Here is a 530-nt window from a genome sequence, read left to right as displayed (position 1 = left end):
GATTTTTTTATTTTTTTTTTCTAAATAATAAGTTACTTAAGCTATACTTCTAAGTATCAGTATACCATATGCGTAAGGCATACTCAAAAGAGATTGCTCCGCCGGTATCATTTTTGACAACGAACCAAATTCTGTTACGCTGTCCGGAAGTTGAAGATGATCCTGAGTAATGGATCTTCATAGGAAATCGGAAGCTGTAAGCAGCATCCGTAGAGTTTCCGCCGGTAGTAGAGGTAATCTGTTTCCACCATAAGATAAACGCATCCCTATTGACAAAGCCCCCTGTTACAGACAGAAAATCACCATAAGTTGGAGCATTGTTCATTTTAGGAGAAACAAAGTAGAGATCAGTAGCATCTCTATTAGTTGAACCACACACCTCAATTCGATGAACTCGAATTGAAGCACCTTCACGGTCTGCAACGCCATCACCTTGAGCGATAGCAGTTAATTCCGTGAGACTGATTGCTGCATCTGCAAGGGCAGAGTTGGAGAGTGTAATATCGCGGTGTTTCATTTCTGGTTTTCGG

Annotated in this window: 1 protein-coding gene; it reads right to left on the bottom strand. The window is 40.9% G+C overall.

Annotated elements, in window-relative coordinates:
- Positions 1–49: 49 nt before the first annotated feature.
- Positions 50–530 (bottom strand): hypothetical protein (locus C1I89_RS34335; RefSeq protein ID WP_219929644.1); only part of this gene is annotated, 481 nt, incomplete at its 5' end.

This window comes from Achromobacter pulmonis (assembly GCF_002885955.2).
GTDB lineage: Bacteria > Pseudomonadota > Gammaproteobacteria > Burkholderiales > Burkholderiaceae_B > Achromobacter > Achromobacter pulmonis_A.
The sequence above is the reverse complement of the archived record's forward strand: the minus strand, read 5'-3'. Positions and strand labels throughout refer to the sequence as shown.